Source organism: Pseudoalteromonas sp. SD03 (assembly GCF_040937955.1).
Lineage (GTDB): Bacteria > Pseudomonadota > Gammaproteobacteria > Enterobacterales > Alteromonadaceae > Pseudoalteromonas > Pseudoalteromonas tetraodonis.
The window spans coordinates 1,596,521-1,617,664 of sequence record NZ_CP162514.1; the positions used below are offsets into that span (position 1 = coordinate 1,596,521).

11 protein-coding genes are annotated in these 21,144 nt (G+C 40.6%); 8 read left to right on the forward strand and 3 right to left on the reverse strand.

The features are described from left to right. Positions 1 to 27: 27 nt before the first annotated feature. Entirely contained in the window at positions 28 to 1,359 is a 1,332-nt protein-coding gene (locus ABZP26_RS07430) for a dicarboxylate/amino acid:cation symporter (protein WP_013464802.1), read from the reverse strand. A gap of 185 nt (positions 1,360 to 1,544) precedes the next feature. On the opposite strand from ABZP26_RS07430, the gene ABZP26_RS07435 reads away from it, so the two are divergent. Then, on the forward strand, positions 1,545 to 4,256 hold the full coding sequence (locus ABZP26_RS07435) for an Ig-like domain-containing protein (protein ID WP_138764082.1): 2,712 nt from the start codon (positions 1,545 to 1,547) through the stop codon (positions 4,254 to 4,256). A 253-nt stretch (positions 4,257 to 4,509) separates the two neighbouring features. Beyond that, the gene (gene topA / locus ABZP26_RS07440; RefSeq protein WP_138686560.1) at positions 4,510 to 7,218 is read left to right on the forward strand and encodes a type I DNA topoisomerase; all 2,709 of its coding nucleotides are present in this window, start codon (positions 4,510 to 4,512) and stop codon (positions 7,216 to 7,218) included. A gap of 166 nt (positions 7,219 to 7,384) precedes the next feature. On the opposite strand, the gene ABZP26_RS07445 is transcribed toward topA, so the two are convergent. Then, the gene (locus tag ABZP26_RS07445; protein WP_016899532.1) at positions 7,385 to 7,627 is read right to left on the reverse strand and encodes a hypothetical protein; all 243 of its coding nucleotides are present in this window, start codon (positions 7,625 to 7,627) and stop codon (positions 7,385 to 7,387) included. Positions 7,628 to 7,870: 243 nt separating this feature from the next. Here ABZP26_RS07445 and ABZP26_RS07450 point away from each other — a divergent pair, with 243 nt between their 5' ends. Beyond that, a complete protein-coding gene (locus ABZP26_RS07450; RefSeq protein ID WP_016899531.1) occupies positions 7,871 to 8,425 on the forward strand; it encodes a TIGR00645 family protein in 555 nt (184 codons plus the stop codon). Between the two features lie 52 nt (positions 8,426 to 8,477). Here the strand turns inward: ABZP26_RS07450 and ABZP26_RS07455 are convergent, their stop codons facing one another. Next, positions 8,478 to 10,118 (reverse strand): alpha-glucosidase family protein, encoded by a 1,641-nt coding sequence (locus tag ABZP26_RS07455; RefSeq protein WP_016899530.1) that lies wholly within the window; start codon positions 10,116 to 10,118, stop codon positions 8,478 to 8,480. A gap of 658 nt (positions 10,119 to 10,776) precedes the next feature. Between ABZP26_RS07455 and ABZP26_RS07460 the strand changes: the two genes are divergently transcribed. From ABZP26_RS07460 to ABZP26_RS07480, 5 genes are all read left to right on the forward strand, one after another. Then, positions 10,777 to 13,569 carry a TonB-dependent receptor gene (locus tag ABZP26_RS07460; RefSeq protein ID WP_016899528.1) on the forward strand — a complete coding sequence of 931 codons (2,793 nt, stop codon included), beginning with the start codon at positions 10,777 to 10,779 and terminating at the stop codon, positions 13,567 to 13,569. A gap of 118 nt (positions 13,570 to 13,687) precedes the next feature. Beyond that, positions 13,688 to 15,181, forward strand: coding sequence for a tryptophan halogenase family protein (locus ABZP26_RS07465; protein ID WP_368485558.1), 1,494 nt, complete (start codon positions 13,688 to 13,690; stop codon positions 15,179 to 15,181). Positions 15,182 to 15,331: 150 nt separating this feature from the next. Next, positions 15,332 to 17,188: an alpha-amylase family protein gene (locus tag ABZP26_RS07470; protein ID WP_368485559.1), complete on the forward strand. Its 1,857-nt coding sequence runs from the start codon at positions 15,332 to 15,334 to the stop codon at positions 17,186 to 17,188. After that, entirely contained in the window at positions 17,185 to 18,675 is a 1,491-nt protein-coding gene (locus tag ABZP26_RS07475; RefSeq protein WP_368485560.1) for an MFS transporter, read from the forward strand. Before ABZP26_RS07470 ends, ABZP26_RS07475 begins: the two co-directional genes overlap by 4 nt. A 14-nt stretch (positions 18,676 to 18,689) precedes the next feature. Beyond that, positions 18,690 to 21,095 carry a glycoside hydrolase family 15 protein gene (locus ABZP26_RS07480; RefSeq protein ID WP_368485561.1) on the forward strand — a complete coding sequence of 802 codons (2,406 nt, stop codon included), beginning with the start codon at positions 18,690 to 18,692 and terminating at the stop codon, positions 21,093 to 21,095. Positions 21,096 to 21,144: the final 49 nt, after the last annotated feature.

The window sequence follows — 21,144 nt, forward strand, 5'->3', positions numbered from 1 at the left end:
CTTTTTTTATGACTATTGTCAGAAATACTAATCAATAGATTTGTGGTAGTCCTCTAAATCTTTTGCTGCATTTGGGTCGTTAAAGATACTTTCATCTAGTTCACCTTCGCTTTTAGCGACGACACACGTAACCATACAGTCACCCGTTACGTTTACTGCTGTACGGGTCATATCAAGCAATCTGTCTACACCAATAATAATGGCGATGCCCTCAACAGGTAAGCCAACTTGGTTAAGTACCATGGCTAGCATAATTAAACCAACACCAGGTACACCCGCCGTACCAACAGAGGCAAGCGTTGCAGTTAGTATCACCATTAAGTAATCAGAAATAGTTAAGTCAACACTAAATACCTGAGCGATAAATACCGTAGCCACACCTTGCATAATTGCGGTGCCATCCATGTTAATGGTTGCACCAAGCGGAATAGTAAACGAAGCGACCGAATTATTAGCGCCAAGCTTTTTAGTTGCCGTTTCAAGTGTAATAGGCATAGTCGCGCTTGAACTTGAGGTACTAAAAGCAAATAAACAAGTGTGCTTCATTTTAGCCAAGAAAGTGAGCGGGTTTAGACCCGTGAGTATTTTTAGCAGTAGGGTGTAGTTTACAAATGCGTGTAGTAATAAGGCTAATACAACCACGCCAAAGTACTTAGCTAAACTCACAATTAAGTTTAGTTCAATGGTAGTGAACAATTTAGCCATTAAGAAAAATACGCCGTAAGGGGCAATGTTCATTAGCAAAGTAACCAGTTTTAAGATAACGGTGTTTAAGTCTTCAAATACAGTAGCGACACGTTTACCTGCTTTTCCGCTAAGTGCCATTGCAATACCGAATAATAGAGCAAACACAATTACTTGTAACATGTTGCCCTTTGCCATTGCTTCAAAAGGGTTGGTAGGGAACATATCAATAATTACGCGAGCTAAAGTAGGCGCTTCTTTGGCATCATAACTTGCTTGAGAGGGTAACCCAATGCCTTCACCTGGGTTAAATAGTAACGCTAAGGTAATCGCGACTGTAATCGCTATTGCCGTTGTAACTAAGTATAAACCAATTGATTTACCGCCTAAACGGCCTAGTTTCTTCGGATCGCTTAAACTGCAGGTACCACATACCAGCGATACAAATACTAAAGGCACAACCAGCATTTTCAAACTGGCTATAAATATTTGCCCACCTACATGGAAAAGGCCATCAACAAAAAAGGCTTTAATTGGCAAAGAGAATAACCCAAGAGGAATTAGGTAATCGTCTTCACCAGCTAATATAGCCTGAAATATAAAGCCTACTGCAACACCAAGCACCATACCAATCATGATGCGAGTAGTTAAACTCATTGAACGGATTTTAGACATATTTCCAATCTATTTTTTATAAATTTGGCATAGACTAACAGCATGTAATTTTTTTTACAGAAAAAACGTCAACTTTTTAAAAATTTTTATCAAAAAAAGGAGTAAAAAACTGAGATTTTAGACTAAGTTATAGGTTAACATTAAGTAAATAAGTTTAACTTAGTAATAGCGCAACGGAGAAACCTATGCCTTTAACTCGTTTGCTCAGCATTATATGGCTCAGCACATTACTCATAGCCTGTGGCGGTGGTGGCTCACTGGAAAAAGAAAGTGGAACCGTTGGCGGTGATACTGGAGGCACCGGTGGAGACGTTGTCGAACAAGCAATTCAAGTTGAACTTGATTTTGAAGATAGAATTGTTACTGCTGATAACCCGCTAGAGGTGGTTGCAACGGTAACCGGAAGTGATGGTCAACCTGTTGTGCGTCAAGAGGTAAGCTTTACCACAACACTGGGTTCTTTTATACCGGCTACAGGTAGCGCTTTAACAAATTCCAGCGGTGTTGCAACTATCGAGCTTAGCGCGGGTAGTGTTGAAGGAGCAGGAACCATTGTTGCAAGTTACGAAGATGCCACAAGTAAACTTGGCTTTTACACGGCAGGTGATGAGCCTCAATCGAATGACTCAACCGCAAATATTGACATTAAAATTTTACAAAACTGCCCTGATAGCTGGTTAAATATAGACAGAGATTCTATAGAGCTTGATCCATCTGAATGTTCTCAAAATAGTAATTTACTCGGGCAACAAGCTATTGTATACGCAAAAATCACCAAACCTGGCAGTAATACGCCAGCAAGTAATGTACTTGTTCAAGCTACAACAACGCTAGGTATTTTATTACCTGAAAGCTTAACGGCTAAAACGGATGCGTTTGGTGTTGCTATTTTGAATTTATTGCCTGGCAGCAGCTCAGGTGTTGGCCAAGTTGAGTTAACCGCTCAGGGCGGCGTTGCGAGTGCTTTATTTGAAATTAACGCTGTTCAAGTAAATGTCAATTTAAGCGCGGGTATTGCAACTGGTGATGTGTTGTCTGCAGGTTCTACTACTATTATTACCGCTCAGATTGTAGATAGCAGCAATAACTTATTCACCACTCCACTTGAAGTACAATTTAACTCGGCATGTGCAGAAGAATCTACTCCTAGAGCCACTATCGATAGTGTGGTAACTAGCATTGGCGGCACGGCAAGCGCAACTTATAAAGCGGATGGTTGTAATGGTATAGATACGATTACAGCAACCGTGGTTACCGGTGGCAACGTTGCCACTAAAACAATTAATATTAATGTAGCTGCCGCTCAAACGGGTTCAATCGCGTTTATGGGTGTGACCAATCAAGTGTTAGCTATTAAAGGAGCTGGCGGTCAGACTCTCACTGAAAACTCAGAGCTTACCTTTAAACTTTTAGATATTAATGGTAACCCTGTTGGTCAAAAGCAGATTGATTTTGCTCTTTCGCAAAACCCCGGCGGCGCGTTGCTAGACAGTGCATTTCAGTTTACCAATAACGAAGGTTTAGTAACTGTAAATGTCCGCTCAGGAAGAGCCGCAGGAGTTTTATCTGTTATTGCATCACATCAAGTTGTGAGTGGCGATACATCACAAAATAATGTGATTTCTATTGTGTCAAATGACATAACCATTACCACTGGTGTGCCAGATCAAGACAGTTTTACGCTTGCAGTGCAAACATTTAATACCGAGTCATTAAATGAAGCCGGGGTGACAACAGACTTAACTGTATTTGCAGCCGATCACTTTAATAATTTTGTTCCTGATAACACGGCAATTTATATAGCCAGCGAAGGTGGTGCAGTAGGCACAATAGATGATCAACAATTTACACCTTTATTACTTTGTCGCACCATAGATGGTGTGTGTAAAGCGCAGTGGCGTAGCCAAAACCCAATTCCTTATCATTACAGCATTTATAAAAACTCTGTGGCTGATAAGTGTGACCGTTTTTTTGGTCAAGCAGCACCTTGTACATTAGGTATCAGAGAGTCACAACTAGACACAAACGGCAATCTACTTACCTATCTTGATAGTAGTGGTAACCCGATATCACTTGCGGATGCGCCAAGTAATGCGCCAATAGATTATCCATTAGGTGGTCGTGTAAGCTTGCTAGCATACTCAGTGGGTGAAGAATCATTTAATGATGTATCTGCTAACGGTGAATTTAATCAAAACGAGTTTGATTCTACATTACAAGATTTACCTGAAGCATTTATAGATTTTAATGAAAACGGTATTTTTGACGGAAATTTACCCGCACCTGCGAACCCTGTAAATTCTAATGGCGGTGAGGATGAGTGGTATGTGGAGCGCTCTGGTGCACTAAATAATGGTCAGTTTGATTCCGGCGATGGCATTTACAATGGCTTGTTATGTAGTGACGAGGCGCTTGCTGCAAATGCATGTACGCGTGAAACAGTAAATGTACGCGATCGTTCAGAGTTAGTGATGTCTGGAAGTACACCTTACATTAGAGCTGTAACGGCTTTAGATGACTGTAGTTTAAGTGATGGTATTCGCTTAGAAGCTTCCGATATGGCGGGTATGTGTGACATAAACCTTATTGATATTAGCAATTCCACACCTTACAGCGCGATTTCAGTGACTATCTTCTTCAGTGATATTCATAATAATCCATTGCCTGCAGGTACTACAGTTACTGTCACTGCCGACAATGGTGTGTTAAGAGGGTTAACAGATTACACCGTTGTGAATACTGCTCAACAAGTGCCTATCTCTGTTTCAGTAAATATTACAAAAGAGGCTGAGCCAAATGATGTTGATTCTGGCTTTTTATACATCGAATTTGTGACCCCTGGTGGAGTGAAAACTCAATATACCGTGATGTCGATTTTAGACGAGCCTAAGGTTTAAAATTAATAAAGCATAGAAAATGCCAACCAATAAGGTTGGCATTTTTGTTTCTATTCTATATATTCCACATCAATTATTCAAAAAGCACTGGTTTGATTAAATTTACAACAGAAATTGTTTGTTTATTCAGTAAATACTGAAAAGTTTGTATTAAAAGCTTGTAAGAACTAGTGTTTGTAGATATACCTATAAATATTCGCGCCGCATGAGTCGGCTAAACACATTTAAAAAACTAGGTTAGAAATAGGCAACTATGGGCAAATCGCTAGTAATTGTAGAGTCACCTGCTAAGGCTAAAACAATTAATAAATACTTAGGTAATGATTTTATCGTTAAGTCCAGTATTGGACACGTACGAGATTTACCTACTTCAGGTTCTGGCAAAAACAAAGCACCAGCAAGCAAAACGCCTGCTGAGGTGCGTAAAATGCCACCTGATGAGAAAGCAGCGTATAAACAGCAACGTGACTATACTAACTTAGTCGCGCGAATGGGTATCGATCCTGAAAAAGGATGGGAGCCACATTACGAAATATTGCCGGGTAAAGAAAAGGTTGTTCAAGAATTACAAAAGCTTGCCCAAAATGCTGATCAAATCTATCTCGCAACGGATTTGGATAGAGAAGGGGAAGCTATTGCTTGGCACCTTCAAGAAATTATTGGTGGCGAGCCAGAAAAATATAAGCGTGTTGTTTTTAACGAAATCACTAAAAATGCAATACAACAAGCATTCGAAACCCCAGGTGAGTTAAACACCGACATGGTTTATGCACAGCAGACCCGTCGCTTCTTAGACCGTGTTGTTGGCTTTATGGTATCGCCCCTATTGTGGGCTAAAGTAGCGCGTGGTTTATCAGCGGGTCGAGTTCAATCTGTTGCAGTGCGTTTATTAGTTGAACGCGAACGTGAAATTAAAGCATTTATTCCTGAAGAATTTTGGGATATTCATGCCGATGTTAAAAATAGCGAGTCTGACCTACGTTTAGAAGTCACTAAACAAGCAGACAAGCCATTTAAGCCAGTAAATGAAGCTCAGGCTAGTGCAGCAGTTAAAAGCCTTGAGAATGCCGAATATAAAGTTGTCAGCGTTGAAGAGAAACCAAGTAAGAGCCGTCCAAGTGCGCCATTTATTACTTCAACAATGCAACAAGCAGCAAGTACCCGATTAGGTTATGGCGTTAAAAAGACCATGATGCTTGCCCAGCGTTTATACGAGGGGGGTTATATTACTTATATGCGTACCGATTCAACTAACTTATCGAAAGATGCGGTTGAAATGTGTCGCGAATACGTAACCAATGAGTTTGGTGCCAAGTATTTACCTGCTGATCCGATTAACTATAGCTCTAAAGGTAATGCACAAGAGGCGCACGAAGCGATTCGTCCTTCTAGCGTATCAGTGCTTTCTGGGCATGTTGAAGGTGTGGATGCCGATGCGAAAAAGCTTTATGAGCTTATTTGGCGTCAGTTTGTGGCCTGTCAAATGGTGCCAGCTGAGTACGATTTAACCACCTTAACGGTCGCTGCCAACGATTTTACATTGAAAGCAAAAGGACGTGTTTTACGTTTTGATGGTTGGACTAAAGTGCAACCGGCAGTACGTAAAAAGAATGAAGAAGATCAATCGCTGCCTGCTGTTAAGCATGGCGAGGTGCTCACGTTAGTTGAGCTTGATCCTAAGCAGCACTTTACTAAGCCACCGGCTCGTTTTAGTGAAGCAAGCTTAGTTAAAGAGCTCGAGAAACGTGGGATTGGTCGTCCATCTACGTATGCCTCTATTATATCAACGATACAAGACCGTGGTTATGTACGAGTAGAAAATCGTCGCTTTTTCGCTGAAAAAATGGGGGAGATTGTCACCGATCGCCTTGTTGAAAACTTTACCGATTTAATGAACTTCGATTTTACCGCTAAAATGGAAGGCCGTTTAGATGATATCGCCGAAGGTGAGCGTGTTTGGACGCAAGTTCTCGATAAATTTTACGCTGATTTTTCAACGCAATTGAATATTGCCAAAGGTGAACCCGATGAAGGCGGTATGCGTCTTAATCAAATGGTAGAAACCGACATTGACTGCCCAACGTGTGGCAGAAAAATGGGTATTCGTACTGCTTCAACGGGCGTATTCTTAGGATGTACTGGTTATAACCTGCCACCTAAAGAGCGCTGTACTACCACTATGAACTTAGTGTCGGGTGATGAAGCGGTTGCAGCTGATGTTGAAGACGTTGAAACAGAAACATTAATGCAAATGAAGCGCTGTCCAATTTGTGAAACAGCGATGGATTCATACCTTATCGATGAAACCCGTAAACTACACGTGTGTGGTAATAACCCAGCGTGTCATGGGCATGTGGTTGAAGAGGGTACGTTTAAAATTAAAGGTTACGACGGCCCTATTATTGAATGTGATAAATGTGGCGCTGATATGGAATTAAAATCAGGTCGATTTGGTAAGTATTTTGGCTGTAACAATGACGAGTGTAAAAATACCCGTAAGTTATTAAAAAATGGCGAAGCCGCTCCACCAAAAGAAGATCCCGTTCATATTCCTGAATTAGAATGTGAAAAGTCTGAAGCCTATTTTGTATTACGTGATGGTGCTGCAGGTATTTTCTTAGCAGCAAATACGTTCCCTAAATCACGAGAAACACGCGCCCCCAAAGTAGAAGAGTTACAGCGTTTTAGAGATCGTATTTCGCCTAAGTTTTACTACTTAGCTGATGCACCAGCTAAAGATCCTGATGGTAATCTTGCTATTGTGCGTTACAGTCGTAAGAATAAATCACAGTATGTAATGACTGAGGTTGATGGCAAAGCAACTGGTTGGACGGCACACTACGAAGGTGGTAAATGGGTAGAAGAGGCAAAGAAAAAAGCCGCGCCTAAAAAGAAAGCCGCCGCTAAAAAAGCGCCTGCTAAAAGTAAAGCGAAAGCAAAAGTAAAAAAAGACGATGAATAATTAATTATTCACCGCTTTAAGTAATAAAAAACCGGAATGCACAGCCTGGACAGTTCCGGTTTTTTTTGTCAAATCAAACCTATCGCAATGGCATTTCTAATCTGTTTTTTTACTTTACAGGATTAAAAAATGTAACCAATTTAGGTTCAATTCACTCAATTATTCATTAAATTTTAACAGCAGTGACTTTGTTATAGCCTTCAGATGTTAGTTCATCATTCACACACTTTAAAACATAGTTATAAAGCTCTTCATTGCTTACGTCGTCTTCTTTAGCCCAACTAACACACATTTCTGTGAATTCTTGAATCGTCTCAGCTGAAGCGTCTGTAGCATCGTTTGCCACTGCATTAGCAGCAGATAAAACGAAAAATGGTGCAACGATTAACGCGAGTAATGCTTTATTCATTTTCTTATTCCTAAAAATGGAGTAACAATCGAGTTATGCATTCATACAATGCCTACATAAAACAAGTGTAACCAAGCCAGAACATCTCTGTTGGTATATTGATTTTTAATCGAATATAAAATAAAGGGAAACGAAATATTTTTATCGTCAAGATGAGCGTATCGCGTAAAAGTGTTTAACCTTAACTAATTGTGTTACAGCTAAATTTAGGCTAATGTCGCGTTTTAATTTTTAGGTGTTCTTATGTCAGAGCCAGATACAAATAATATAAATAAAAAAATACAACCTGTTCATAAAGTAGAGCATGCTCTTGAGTCGTTTATATTCAAAGGACGCTGGTTATTAGCCCCATTTTTTGTCGGTTTACTATTTGCTGTGGTTTTATTACTAATAAAATTTTTTAAACAGCTGTATTTGATGGGGATCGCAACGTTTACTGCCAGTAATCAAGAGTTGTTGGTGGGTATATTAACTTTGGTTGATACCGCTTTGTTAGCTGGACTTTTATTAATTATTATATTCAGTGGCTACGAAAACTTTGTCTCTAAGCTTAATATAGAAAATCATGAGGACCGTCCCGTATGGATGGGAAAAGTAGGGTTTTCTGGTTTAAAAATGAAACTGATTAGTGCAATAGTCGCCATTTCAGCCGTTGAGCTACTAAAGGTGTTTATAAGCTCTGCATCTCATTCAAGTGATGAATTACTCTGGAAAGTGCTCATACACGTTACCTTTGTTGTGTCGGGTGTACTGTTTGCATTTACTGATTACTTAAATAGTAAAACAATTAGCCATTAAAAATGCTAAAAAAACCCGAGCAGTGCTCGGGTTTTTTATAATAATATAAATATTAACTGCAGTGGGCGTAATAACAACCAAATGGCTCAACTGTCAGTGTTTCATTATCAAGCTTTGCGTTGTGATGAGAAAGGTCGCTATGTTCATTTTCAACACTTGCATTAATAGTAAGTTTTGCTTGTGAAGCACTCAAATTGAATACACACAACATTTTTTCATCGTTTAGAGTACGGTAAAACGCTAAGATTGGCTCTTTGGTTTGTAAAAACTCAATATCACCTTCAAGTAATACCGGCTGGTTTTTACGCCATGCCATAAATTCACGGTACGCATTTAATATTGAGTTTGAATCATTCTCTTGTTCAGCAACTGCTTGCAGTCTATGTTGTTGATCAACAGGTAACCACGGTTTTACTTCACTAAAGCCCGCATTGTGAGCATTGGCATGTGAGCTATCAAGGTTTTCCCAAGGCATTGGGGTACGACAACCATCACGGCCTTTAAAGTTTGGCCAAAACGTAATGCCGTATGGGTCTTGTAAATCTTCAAACGCAACACTGGCTTCACCTAGCCCGAGTTCTTCACCTTGATACATACACACGCTACCACGTAACGAGGCCAATAGGGCGGTTAACATCTTACATTGCGCAGGGTTTACTTCACCCGTTTCGCTCCAACGACTTGCAACGCGCTCTACGTCATGGTTACTAAATGCCCAGCAAGGCCAGCCTTCAGTCATACGTTGTTCAAGTGTAGTAACGGTGTTTCTTATATATTCACTCGAGTAGTCATCAGTTAGTAGCTCAAAGCTGTAACCCATGTGCAGTTTATCGCCGCCTTGGGTGTATTCTGCCATGGTGGCTAATGAATCTTCAGATGAAATTTCACCTAGTGACACGGTTCCTGGGTATTTATTGAGCAAGGTGCGAATATCACGCATAAACTCAATGTTTTCTGGCTGTGTGTTGTTGTAGTAGTGATACTGAAAAGCATACGGATTATCTTCACTAAAACCACGGCCCTGACGCTTTTCTTTTGGTTTTGCAGGGTTATCACGAAGCTGTGCGTCATGGTAGCAAAAGTTAATTGCATCTAACCTAAAACCATCAACGCCTTTTTTAAGCCAAAACTCAACATTATCTAATACAGCTTGGCGAACATCAGGGTTATGAAAGTTAAGATCTGGCTGTTCCGTGAAAAAGTTATGTAAGTAGTATTGTCCACGACGCGGCTCCCATTGCCATGCACCGCCACCAAAAATTGATAACCAGTTGTTTGGTGCTGTTCCGTCTTCTTTAGCATCGGCCCATACATACCAATCAGCTTTATCGTTGGTTAAATCTTCACGGCTATCAATAAACCATTGGTGTTGATCTGAGGTGTGACTAAGCACTTGGTCTATAATAATTTTAATATCGCGTTGATGTGCTTGCGCAATGAGCTCATCAAAATCATCTAAGTTACCAAAAAGGGGGTCGATATCGCGATAGTCGCTAATATCATAACCAAAATCTTTCATAGGTGATTTAAAGAAAGGTGAGATCCAGATAGCATCCACCCCTAAGCTTTTAATGTAATCAATGCGATTAATTATCCCTTTTAAGTCACCAATGCCATCGTTGTTGCTATCTTGAAAGCTACGCGGATAAACCTGATAAATAACCGCACCTTTATACCATTGCTTTTGGGCCATGCCTTTCTCCGTTTTCACACTGTCTTTGTGTTGTTCTTTTTTAGAGGTGTTAATCCTCGTTTATTTGAAAAAGCATACTTGAAGCCCGTCATACTGTAAAAAGTCTGCATACGTATGCACCGTTTTAAGGCCATTAAAAGAGGTTAAATCAATCGCTTATTTCATCGATTTTAACGCCGGTTTATTGAATATCTCTTTACCAATTTGGTTTGTTAAATTGTTAATTTATTGTTTGCGTTATTTAGGTGCTTAAAAATAAGGGGGTGCACTAAATTGGTGATTATTAATATTGGTCTTACCAATTGTACATAAATAAATGTTCTCCATAATAATAAATTAGAAAATAAAATAGCGTCGTGTCACTTTATTTATGTTTACTGACACACTTATTTTATCAAAAAATAAATAATGACTATCATTAAAGCTATAAATGCTAATTGCACTAAAATAACTCATAATAAAACAGTCACTTATAAAATAGTGTGTAAATTTAATGTTAACTTAATGCGTGTGGTGTAACTTTGAATACGTATGCATAAAGTTGTTAATAAAATAATACGAGCGTTAATATTCATCCTGACAACAAAATAAGCTCGCAGGCTTAACTATCACTTAAGCAAGTAAGCGGGTATCACATTATGGGTAACGGGAAAACATTATGGCTATGTTCAAACCAAGTATACTAACGCTAGCATTAACTGCTGCCGGACTATCAAGCTTTGCCACCACTGCGGCACAAGAAGAAACAATAAAAAATGATGATGTAGAAATCATCGAAGTAAAAGGTTTTCGCGGTAGTGTTGTTGAATCAATTAATACTAAGCGTTTTTCAACACAGGTGGTTGAGTCAATTTCTGCAGAAGACATTGGTAAACTTCCAGATACATCTATTGCTGAGTCAATTGCACGCTTACCTGGTTTAACAGCCCAGCGTCTTGATGGCCGTGCTAGTCGTGTAAGTGTTCGTGGTTTTAGCGAAAACGAAAGCGCAACCACATTTAATGGTCGTGAGCAAGTATCGATTGGTGACAACCGTGGTGTTGAGTTTGACCTTTACCCATCAGAAATAATGAGCGGCGTAACCGTTTATAAAACACCAAGTGCTAGCATTGAAGCAGAAGGTATTGCCGGTGTAATCGACATGCAAACGGTAAAGCCTTTAAGTAAAGGCGAGCGCGTGATCATGTTTAATGGTCAGTTAGAGCAGTCAGGTTTTGATAAGCTAAACCCTGATGGTGATGATAAAGGCTTTCGTGGCACGGTTTCATACATTGATCAGTTTGCAGATGACACTATAGGTGTTGCATTTGCTTACAACACAATGAGCTCACCAAATCAAGAAAAACGCTGGAATTCTTGGGGATACCCTGAATTCGACGTTGATGGACAGAATTATTCAATCTTAGGCGGCGCTAAACCATTCGTACGTTCATCAACACTTGAACGTGATTCAGCGATGCTAGTAGTGGAAGCTGCACCAAATGATCGTCTAAACATGACGTTTGATGCGTTATATGTAGATTTTAACGATGAAAAAATCTTACGTGGTATTGAAGTACCTTTCGCCTGGGGTCAAGGTAGCATCGACCCGAATAGTGTTACTGTAGATGAACAGTCTGGCTTTATCACCAGTGCAACAACGCAAGGTCAACGCGTTGTAGTTCGCAATGATGTTGAAGAACGTGATGCTGAATTAACGCAATTTGGATTTAATACTAAATATGACATTGACGATTCATGGTCGGTAGAGTTTGATGCGAGCTTATCTGAAGTTGAGCGTAAGGACTGGAGCTTACAAAGTTATTCTGGCACAGGCCGTGGCGATGCAAACGGTATTGCTGACAACATTGGTTACTCACTTGATGGCGGCAATACCGGCGCCAAATTTAGCCACGAGTTAGATTATAGTGATTATGCTTTAATTCAGTTAGGTGGTCCTTTGTCATGGGGAACCAGCTCAGCGCTAAATAATAAGTACGGCTTAAATGATACGGCTTATCAAAACACCGCACAAGATGGCTTTATTAATGCACCTGAAGTTAATGATGAACTACATACTTTAAAACTAGCAGCAAGCAAGCTATTAGAAAACGATTACTTAAGCAAAGTAAGTTTTGGTATGTCATATCGCGACCGCGAGAAGAGTAAAAAGTCTGAAGGGTATTACTTAACATTAAGCGATTTCTCATTAGATAATCCTGGTACGCTTGTCGTTCCAGATCAATATCGCCTCGGAACAGCTAGCTTAGGCTTTATCGGTATGGGGGATATGATTGCCTATGATACCCGTGCACTAGTTGACGATGGATATTATGACTCAATTCAAGAAAGTTTAACGGATATAAAACACACTACGCAGTCGTACACAGTTCAAGAAAAAGTTACGGCTTTTTTTGTTCAAGCTGATATTAATGCTGAAGTAGGTGAACTACCATTAACAGGTAACTTTGGTGTTCGCTATGTTAGAACTGAGCAATCTTCGCAAGGTTTTGCGGCTGTGCCGAATGACGTGACTGGTCTAGTTGACGCCGTTCCTAACAATGTGTCACACGATTATAGTCATGTTTTACCTAGTCTTAATTTATCTTTAGCGCTAGATGAAAATCAAACTGTGCGTTTTGGTGCCGCTAAAACTATCTCACGAGCCCGCCTAGATGAAATGAATGCTTCTGTTAATGCGAGCTACAATTCTGAGCGTCCTGATGAGAATGGCAACTATTGGTCAGTATCTGGTGGTAATCCTACACTTGAACCAAAAGAAGCAACGGGTTTTGATTTTACTTATGAAAACTACTTTAGTGCAGAAGGATACTTCTCAGCGGCTGTATTTTATAAAGACTTAAGCCAATGGATATTTGATGGTGTATACGAAGTTGATATGTCAGGAGTTGCTAACCCTTCAACGGGTGAGATACCAGAGAATAGTACCGGTACTGGATCAGGTAAAGTGAATGGCGGTGGTGGAGATCTTTGGGGCTATGAATTGTCTCTTGCTCTACCGTTTAATATTTTTAGTGATTCATTAGAAGGTTTTGGTTTAATTGCCAGCCATACAGGAATTGAACAAGATATTGAAGATCAAAACGGTAATGAATACGAATTACCTGGTTTGTCGGATAAAATTGAAAGCATAACTTTTTATTATGAAAACTATGGCTTCCAAGCACGTACTAGTATGCGTAAGCGTAGCGACTTTAAAGGTGATATTTACAACGCAGGTTATGAAACTCAGCAAGTGAATATCTTAGGTGAAACAATTTGGGACGTACAAGTTGGTTACGATTTTGGCGAAGCAGGTGTTGAGAGCTTAGATGGCTTAAATGTGACATTCCAAGTACAAAATATCACTGAAGAACCATTCACAACACTAAGTGGTGATAATGCTTTACAAGTGCGTGATTACCAAGATTATGGGCGTAACTTTATTCTTGGATTTAGCTACAAGCTTTAACTGAAATTTAGTTAAGTTATTAGCCCTTGTAATTAGTTTTACAAGGGCTTTTTTATAACTACCTTACCTAAGTTTTATCAAACTTTTTAAATTCTGATTTAAAAAAGTGAGCAATAATATGAAGCCAATAAAACACGTCGTCATTGCAGGCGGTGGTACAGCTGGATGGATAGCCGCTGCACTGTTAAATAAAGTATTAGGTAAAGTAATTAATATTACCCTAATAGAATCAACTCACATTGGCACAGTGGGCGTAGGGGAAGCCACTATACCCCCTATAATGCAGCTAAATAATGCATTGGGTATCAATGAACAACACTTTATAAATGCCACTAACGCGACGATTAAGCTTGGTATTGAGTTTGAAAACTGGAAAAGCTCAGCACACAGTTATATGCATGCGTTTGGCACTTTGGGTAAAAACTTCCCTTTTTGTGACTTTTATAATTTTTGGCTTAAAGGCCAAACGCAAGGCAACAAAGATGATTTTTGGGATTTTTCATTAAATTATCAGGCTGCGAAAAACAACAAATTTGCTCCACTGAATACCATTTCTAACACGTCGTTGCCAGGATTAAGCTACGCGTATCATTTTGACGCCAGTTTGTATGCTGAGTTTTTAAAGCACTTAGCCACAGAGCGGGGGGTAAAACATCTAGATGCTAAAATTAATGAGGTCATGCAGTGCCCAACCAGTGGCAATATTCAGAGCCTAACCCTTGATGATGGCAGCAGTATCAGTGGCGATTTATTTTTAGATTGTACGGGCTTGCGTGCCTTATTGATTGAGCAAACACTCAATACTGGGTTTGTAGATTGGTCGCACTACTTACCCTGCGATAGCGCCATTGCAGTACAAACAGCATCAAATGATGAATTAAAACCTTATACACGTTCAATTGCGCACAGTGCCGGTTGGCAGTGGCAAATTCCATTACAGCACAGAATGGGGAATGGCTTAGTATATTGTAGCCGCTATATATCTGATGACGATGCAAAACAATTATTACTCAATAATCTTCCTGCAGAGCCTATTACTGAACCCCGATTAATTAAGTTTAAAACGGGTCGTCGTTTAAAACAGTGGCATAAAAACGTCGTTGCCATTGGCTTATCGAGTGGGTTTTTAGAGCCACTTGAATCAACCAGTATTCACCTAATACAAAGTGCTGTGACGCGTTTAATTAAGTTATTTCCTCACCATGGGGTTAGTGATGCGTTAGTAACAGAATTTAATAAGCAAAGCATCACCGAAATCGAGCATATTCGTGACTTCATTATTTTGCACTATAAGCTAACTGAGCGGGAAGATACTCCATTTTGGCGTCAATGTAAGCAAATGGAAATTCCGCAATCGTTAGCGTATAAAATGGATTTATTTAAACAAACGGGCAAAGTAGTGCGCGAAAACGATGAGTTATTTGCCGAAGTGGCGTGGCAACAAGTCATGATAGGTCAAGGCCTAATACCTGATGACTATAACAGTATTGTTGATTCGTTAAGCAGTGAACAGCTAACAGATTTATTCTTAACTTTAAAAACACTAATAAATTCAACGGTAGAGCAACTGCCAAGTCACACCGTATTTTTAAGTAGTTTAAAACCAAAATAAGTGCCTTGGCTAGTAACATGCTTAGCAGTTTAATTCTTGGGTTAACAGGGTCTGAATATAGCTGTGAATACGTATGCAGCAACTGTAACCAAACTACAGTTAGCTTTAGTATAAACCAATGACAACACTGAAATAAAAATGACACACACAATGAAAAAAAGATTTTACATACCCTTGCTGCTATCAAGCACATTAGTTGTGCAAGGCTGCAGTGATGATAATGAAAGCACGCAAGCAAAAACGGTTGTAAATAAGACAGAGCCTGTAAAGCCAGTTGTTTATCAAGTGTTTACTCGTTTATTTGGTAATACGCAAACAGCTAATATTCCGTGGGGTACTAAAGAGCAAAATGGCGTGGGTAAGTTTGCTGATTTTAACGATGCTGCGCTTAAAGGTATTAAAGAGTTGGGTACTACGCATGTGTGGTATACCGGCGTTTTACATCATGCCTTAGTGGGTGATTACACCGAATATGGTATTAGTCAGGATGATCCAGATGTGGTTAAAGGGCGTGCAGGCTCGCCCTATGCAATTAAAGATTATTACGATGTAAATCCTGATTTGGCGGTAAATGTAACTAACAGGCTCGAAGAGTTTAGCGCGCTTATTGAACGTACCCACGATCATGATATGAAAGTGATAATAGACATTGTGCCCAATCACGTTGCACGTGATTACTACTCAACGGCTAAGCCTTATGGCGTTAAAGACTTTGGTGAACAAGACGATACCAGCAAAGACTATGATGTTAATAATAACTTTTATTATGTACCTGGTGAGTCATTTCAAGTGCCTTCGAGCGACAGTTATCAAGTGCTTGGCGGAAATTCTCATCCCTTAGCTGATGGTAAATTTAATGAAACACCGGCTAAATGGACAGGAAACGGTGCACGCTCTCCACAGCCTAATATAAACGACTGGTACGAAACAGTAAAAGTAAACTACGGTGTTAAACCCGATGGTAGCCTAGATTTTCCAACTTTACCTAAGGCGCTAGAAAACCAAGACTACCGCGCTCATTACGCCTTTTGGCAAGATAAAGAGTTGCCTAATAGCTGGTATAAATTTAGAAATATTGCGCTTTATTGGTTAGATAAAGGCGTGGATGGCTTTCGCTATGATATGGCTGAAATGGTGCCGGTTGAATTTTGGAGCTTTTTAAATTCATCGATAAAAATGCATAAACCCGATGCATTTTTACTTGCAGAAGTGTACAACCCATTGATGTACCGAACTTATATTCACCAAGGTAAAATGGATTACTTGTATGACAAAGTAGGCTTTTACGACACCTTAAAAGCCATAATGCAAGGCAAGCAAGCCGCAAGTAGTATTTTTAATGCTCAGCAAAAAGTGGCTGACATAGAACAACATATGCTGCACTTTTTAGAAAACCATGACGAGCAACGTATCGCAAGTCCTGATTTTGCCGGCGATGCCGCGTTGGGCAAGCCAGCAATGGTGGTCTCTCACTTAATCAGTCGCTCGCCAAGCTTGCTTTATTTTGGTCAAGATGTGGGTGAAGATGGCTCAGAAAACGCGGGGTTTGGTAGCCCAACTCGCACCAGTATTTTTGACTATATTGGTGTTCCTGCTCACCAAGCGTGGATGAACAACGGTAAATTTGATGGCGGTCAGTTAACAACTGAACAAGCGCAATTACGCCAATATTACATTTCAATTATGGCACTTAACGATTTACCAGCGATTGTTGCCGGCGAAATGGCGCAACTGATGATCACGGGGAGTGACAGCGTGGTTGGTTTTGTGCGTACCTTAGGCCAACAATCATTATGGGTGCTGAGTAACTTTAGCCAAAAATCGCAAACGGTTACCGTTACACTTAGCCCGCACCAAGCTTTAACTCTCAAACCTAATTCAACGTTAAATGACCTGTTAGAGGCGCATAACGGTATTTTGGTTAATCACGATCAACAAAACGCCACCTTTACACTGACCCTTGATGCATTTAGTAGTGCGGTTTTAATTAATAAGGCTGAAAAATGAATAACAATAAAAACAAACCAGATTTAAGTTTTTGGCAAATTTGGAACATGTGCTTTGGCTTTTTAGGCATTCAATTTGGCTTTGCACTGCAAAACGGTAACGTAAGTCGGATTTTTCAAACCCTTGGCGCTAATGTCGACGATATTCCTATTTTGTGGGTAGCAGCACCACTTACCGGTTTAATTGTACAGCCAATTATTGGTTACTGGAGCGATAAAACCTGGGGCAAATTAGGCCGCCGTCGTCCGTTTTTTTTATACGGCGCTATTTTAACCACATTATCGTTATTTATTATGCCAAACTCACCAACACTTTGGATTGCAGCGGGCATGTTATGGATCATGGATGCATCGATTAACGTCACCATGGAACCATTTCGCGCCCTTGTAGGCGATAACCTACCAAACAAACAGCGTGCTACGGGCTATGCAATGCAAAGCTTTTTTATAGGCGTAGGCGCCGTGGTTGCTTCTGCACTGCCTTGGATGATGACAAACTGGTTTGATATTGCCAACACCGCCGCTGCAGGGCAAATTCCTGATTCAGTAAAGTACTCATTTTACTTTGGTGCAGTTGTATTGCTGGTCGCAGTGGGATGGACAATTATAACCACCAAAGAATATTCACCTGAAGAATTGGCCGCATTTAATCAACAAGAGCAAGCTCAAGTTGAACAGACGGTTTGTGCACAAATTAACTTTAGTAAAGGCGGCAGTGTATTTACCGTGCTAGGGCTTGCCGTACTTGGTTTAGTCACGGGATTAAACCTAGAAAAAGAGCTGTACCTATTAGCAGCTGGCTTAGTGAGTTTTGGCGTTATTCAATTTATTGCAGCCGCACTTCAGGCAAAAAACCACACCAGCGGTGGCTTTTACCAAGTCGTTAACGATGTATTCACCATGCCAGAGGCGATGAAACAACTTGCTTGGGTACAGTTTTTTAGCTGGTTTGCTTTATTTGCCATGTGGATTTACACCACCTCAGCGGTAACCAGTTTTCATTATGGTAGCAGCGACACAAGTTCAGCGGCGTATAACAATGGTGCAGACTGGGTGGGTATTTTATTTGCGGCTTACAATGGTTTTGCTGCATTGGCGGCTTTATGTATCCCGATCATCGTTAAGCGTGTTGGTTTAAAACTAGCACATGCACTTAACCTTATTTTAGGTGCGTTAGGTTTGGCGAGCTTTATGTTTATACAAGAACCGAGCTTACTTATTTGGCCAATGATAGGTATTGGTTTTGCGTGGGCGTCTATATTGTCGTTGCCTTACGCCATGTTAAGTACCTCAGTACCGAGTCATAAAATGGGTGTGTATATGGGAATATTTAACTTTTTTATTGTGATTCCACAATTATTAGCCGCCAGTGTACTTGGCCTGATACTTCGTCACTTTTTCCAAAATCAACCTATTTACGCATTGATGCTAGGTGCTGTGTCTTTTGTACTTGCAGCGGTTGCCGTACTGCGTGTTAAACAGTCTTAATTTAAGGGGCTAAAATGAAAAAATATAACCTAATTACCGCGACAATATTGGCCGCAGGCCTTGTAGGTTGTGGCGTGCAAAATACGCAAACCAGTGCAGTAACGCAAACATCAGTGAGTGCGCCAGGCGCACCAGGCGAAGCCCCATTTTGGGCATACGCAGGCAAAACTGGGATAGGCACGTCTTTTGAGCAATACCAAAATGGCCATTACAGTGACGAAGCACCTACAGGTAAAGTGTCAAAAGTATGGTTTTCGATTGCCAAAGGGATGATCACCGAAACCATGTTCGGGCTTATTCATCAAGCGCAAATTAAAGACATGCAATTTGTTGTAGTCGGAAAAGATTTTACAGTCACTGAAGCTGACGATTTAGACGTTACCATTGATTACTTATACAAAGACGATAAAGGCCGCCCGTTATCATTAGTATACAAAGTAGTAAGCAAAGATAAGCAAGGTCGCTTTAGCCTCGAAAAACATATATTTACCGACCCAGACGGTCAAAGCTTATTTGTACGCAGTATTTTTAATACCCAGCTTGACGGTGTAAAAGCATATGTAACAGTTAACCCGTATATAAACAACAACGGCTTAGATGACTTTGCAAAAACCACCGAGCAAGGATTGGTAGCGTGGCAGGGCGATAATTACTTGTCATTGCAAGGTGCACAGCCATTTAAACAAACAAGTGTTGGTTTTACAGGTGTGAGCGATGGTTTAAGCCAGCTTAAAACAACTCAGCAGCTTACCCGAGTTTATAAAACTACCGGTGAAAAATCGGGTAATGTTAGCCTACTTGCAGAGCTGGGTGAAATTGGTAAAAACAGCCAGTTCGATTTAACCCTAAGCTTTGGTAACAACCAGCAATCAAGCTTTAAACAAGGGCAAGCTACGCTAGCCAAAGGTTACCAAGCTGTGCTTGATAATTACAACGGTAAAGGCGAAGCGCTTGGTTGGCAAGACTACCTGCAAAGCCTTGCACCGCTAAACAACATGAGCGAACAAACCGCTGATAACGGCAAGTTACTTTACACCAGTGCTATGGTGTTAAAAGCCCAAGAAGACAAAACTCATGCTGGGGCACTTATTGCCTCTTTATCTAACCCATGGGGTGAAACCGTATCGGCGAAAACCGGCTCTACCGGTTACAAAGCGGTATGGGTGCGCGACTTTTATCAAGTTGCCATGGCATTTATGGCACTAGGCGATACCGCAACAGCCAAAACCGCATTTGAATACCTTGAAAAAGTACAAGTAAACAGCAAAACCCCGGGCAACAAAGGCGACACAGGGTGGTTTTTACAAAAAACACACGTAGATGGCGAACTTGAATGGGTAGGCGTACAGCTAGACCAAACCGCTATGCCTATTATGCTAGCGTGGAAGCTTCATCAGGCAGATTTGTTAAGTGATGCTGAGCTAACTGATTGGTATACCCGCATGTTAAAACCGGCCGCTGACTTTTTGGTAGACGGTGGGCGCGCTAAAATCCTATGGAACGACATGCAAATAACCCCACCTGCGACTCAACAAGAGCGTTGGGAAGAGCAAGAAGGGTATTCGCCATCAACCACTGCTGCTGTTGTTGCCGGTTTAATTACCGCCGCTGATATTGCAAAAATGGCAGGTGATGAGGTGAATGCTAAACGCTACCTTGCAACGGCAAAAAGTTACAACGCCGATATAGAAAGCATGATGTTTACCACCGCAGGTAATTTAGAATCAAACGCATCAGACGGCGAATATTTTATACGTATTGGTCAAGACAAAGACGCCAATTCAAATACTAAAATTAACGCTAATAATGGCCGTGAAGGGTTTAATAAAAAGCAAATACTTGATGGTGGCTTTTTAGAGTTGGTTCGCTATGGCGTACGTGATGCGCTAGCGCCTAGCATAGTAAAAACACTGCCAGAGTATGATGACGAAACCCTAACAGATAACTTACAAGTTAAATACAGCTTTGAGTTTACAGATGGTAGCGGCACATTTGCAGGCTACCGCCGTTATGGTAACGACGGCTACGGTGAAGACGAAGTAACTGGCGCTAATTATGCGCAAGGTGGAAAAAATAGCCCAGGGCAACGTGGGCGAGTTTGGCCATTTTTTACCGGTGAACGAGGTCATTACGAAATTGCCGCCGCGAATGCCAATAATACGTTAGATGCAACTAAACAGCAGGCTATTAAAAATAGCTATGTAAAAGGGCTAGAGCAATTTGCTAACGAAGGTATGATGCTACCAGAACAAGTATGGGATGGCGTAGGCGTTAATAAAGCGGGTTACACTTTAGGCGAGGGTACAAACTCGGCCACACCACTGGCGTGGACACATGCGGAATACGTAAAGCTAGTGCGCTCATTAAGCGACAAACAAGTATGGGATCATTACCCGGTGGTAACTAAAGCACTAAAATAACCGCAAACTAATTAACATAGCCGTAGTAAAATACGGCTATGTTATTTGT